The sequence below is a fragment of the Pseudomonas sp. HMWF021 genome, assembly GCF_003061005.1.
Taxonomy (GTDB): domain Bacteria; phylum Pseudomonadota; class Gammaproteobacteria; order Pseudomonadales; family Pseudomonadaceae; genus Aquipseudomonas.
Window position 1 is genome coordinate 1 of record NZ_QAIK01000142.1, and the last position, 1378, is coordinate 1378.

Genomic DNA, 1378 nt, shown 5'->3' on the forward strand with positions numbered 1-1378 from the left:
GTTTCAGGCAGTGTGGAAAGCGCATCTTAGCGCTTTCCACACGGTCTGTACGGCGGGTTTTACTCTTCGTTGTCGGCCTGGCGGCTCTCAACGGCTTCTTTCTGCTCGGGCTGCTCCGCGCCGGCTTGTTGCGTGGTCGTCTGCTCAGGTACGTGCAGGCTTGGGAAGGGGAGATTAGGAATCTCGTGCATGGTTGCGCTCCTCGCTAAGTCTGTTGATAGATCTGGTAGATCCGCGCTTCTTGAAAGCCTGCGCAGGATACAGCAGGAAAAATGACAATCAGACTTTTAATTCAAAATAATGCGACAGATGGCCGCAGGGGGAGGCGCCGCGAACAAATGTAGGAGCTGCCGAAGGCTGCGATCTTTTGACTTTGATTTTAAAAACAAGATCAAAAGATCGCAGCCTGCGGCAGCTCCTACAGGTTTTTGTGTGGCTGGATCTATTTGCTGACGTCAGCGATGGCTTGTGCCAGCAGCGCCAGACGCGTGGCATCGATCCCGGCGACGTTGGCCCGGCCCGAGCTGACCATATACACGCTGTGATGTTCACGCAGTTGTTTGACCTGCTCCGGCGACAGCCCGGTGTAGGAGAACATTCCGCGTTGCACGCCAATGTGCGCAAAGCGCTCACGCAAGCCGTGCGGTTCCAGTGCTTCGACCAGACCACTGCGCAATTGGGCGATGCGCAAGCGCATGGCTTCCACTTCATCGGCCCAACGGGCTTTCAGCTCCGGGTCGGTGAGGATGGTCGCGACCACGGCCGCGCCGTGATCCGGTGGCGTCGACCACAGGTTGCGGGCGATGTTGGCCAGTTGGCTGCGAATGTCGATCAGCTTGTCGGCGGTTTTCGCGCAGACAATCAGCGCGCCGGTGCGGTCGCGATACAGGCCGAAGTTCTTCGAGCAGGAACTGGTAATCAGCAGCTCGGGCACTTCGGCGGCGAACAGCCGGGTCGACCATGCATCCTGCTCCAGCCCGTCGCCAAAGCCCTGGTAGGCGAAGTCGATCAGCGGCAACAGGTGACGGCGGCGCACGACGTCGAGCACACGCTGCCAGTCGTCATGGTTCAGGTCGAAACCGGTCGGGTTGTGGCAGCACGCATGCAGCAGCACCACGTCGCCTTGCGGCACTTCGTTGAGCACGGCGAGCATGGCATCGACGTCGAGGCGGTTGTCGCTACCCACGTACGGGTAGTGACTGGCCTTGACTCCGGCGGCGGCGAAGATCGTTTCGTGGATCGGCCAGGTCGGATTGCTCAACCACACGCCCTTGCCTGGCAGGCACTGGGCGATGAAGTCGGCCGCCAGACGCAGGGCGCCGGTGCCGCCCGGGGTCTGGGTAGCGCCGGCGCGCTGTTCGGTGATCAGCTTCGAGTC

At 60.9% G+C, this 1378-nt stretch carries 2 protein-coding genes; both read right to left on the minus strand.

The window, feature by feature from the left end; genetic code table 11:
- Positions 1 to 59: 59 nt before the first annotated feature.
- Positions 60 to 191: a hypothetical protein gene (locus DBR18_RS29500; protein ID WP_256588800.1), complete on the minus strand. Its 132-nt coding sequence runs from the start codon at positions 189 to 191 to the stop codon at positions 60 to 62.
- Between the two features lie 251 nt (positions 192 to 442).
- Positions 443 to 1378, minus strand: a 936-nt coding sequence (locus DBR18_RS19590; RefSeq protein ID WP_108591539.1) for an aromatic amino acid transaminase, incomplete at its 5' end; no start/stop codon positions are given.

Coding starts and splice junctions, on each gene's coding strand:
- DBR18_RS29500 (WP_256588800.1), bottom strand. CDS start 191: ATGCACGAGATTCCTAATCTCCCCTTCCCAAGCCTGCACGTACCTGAG.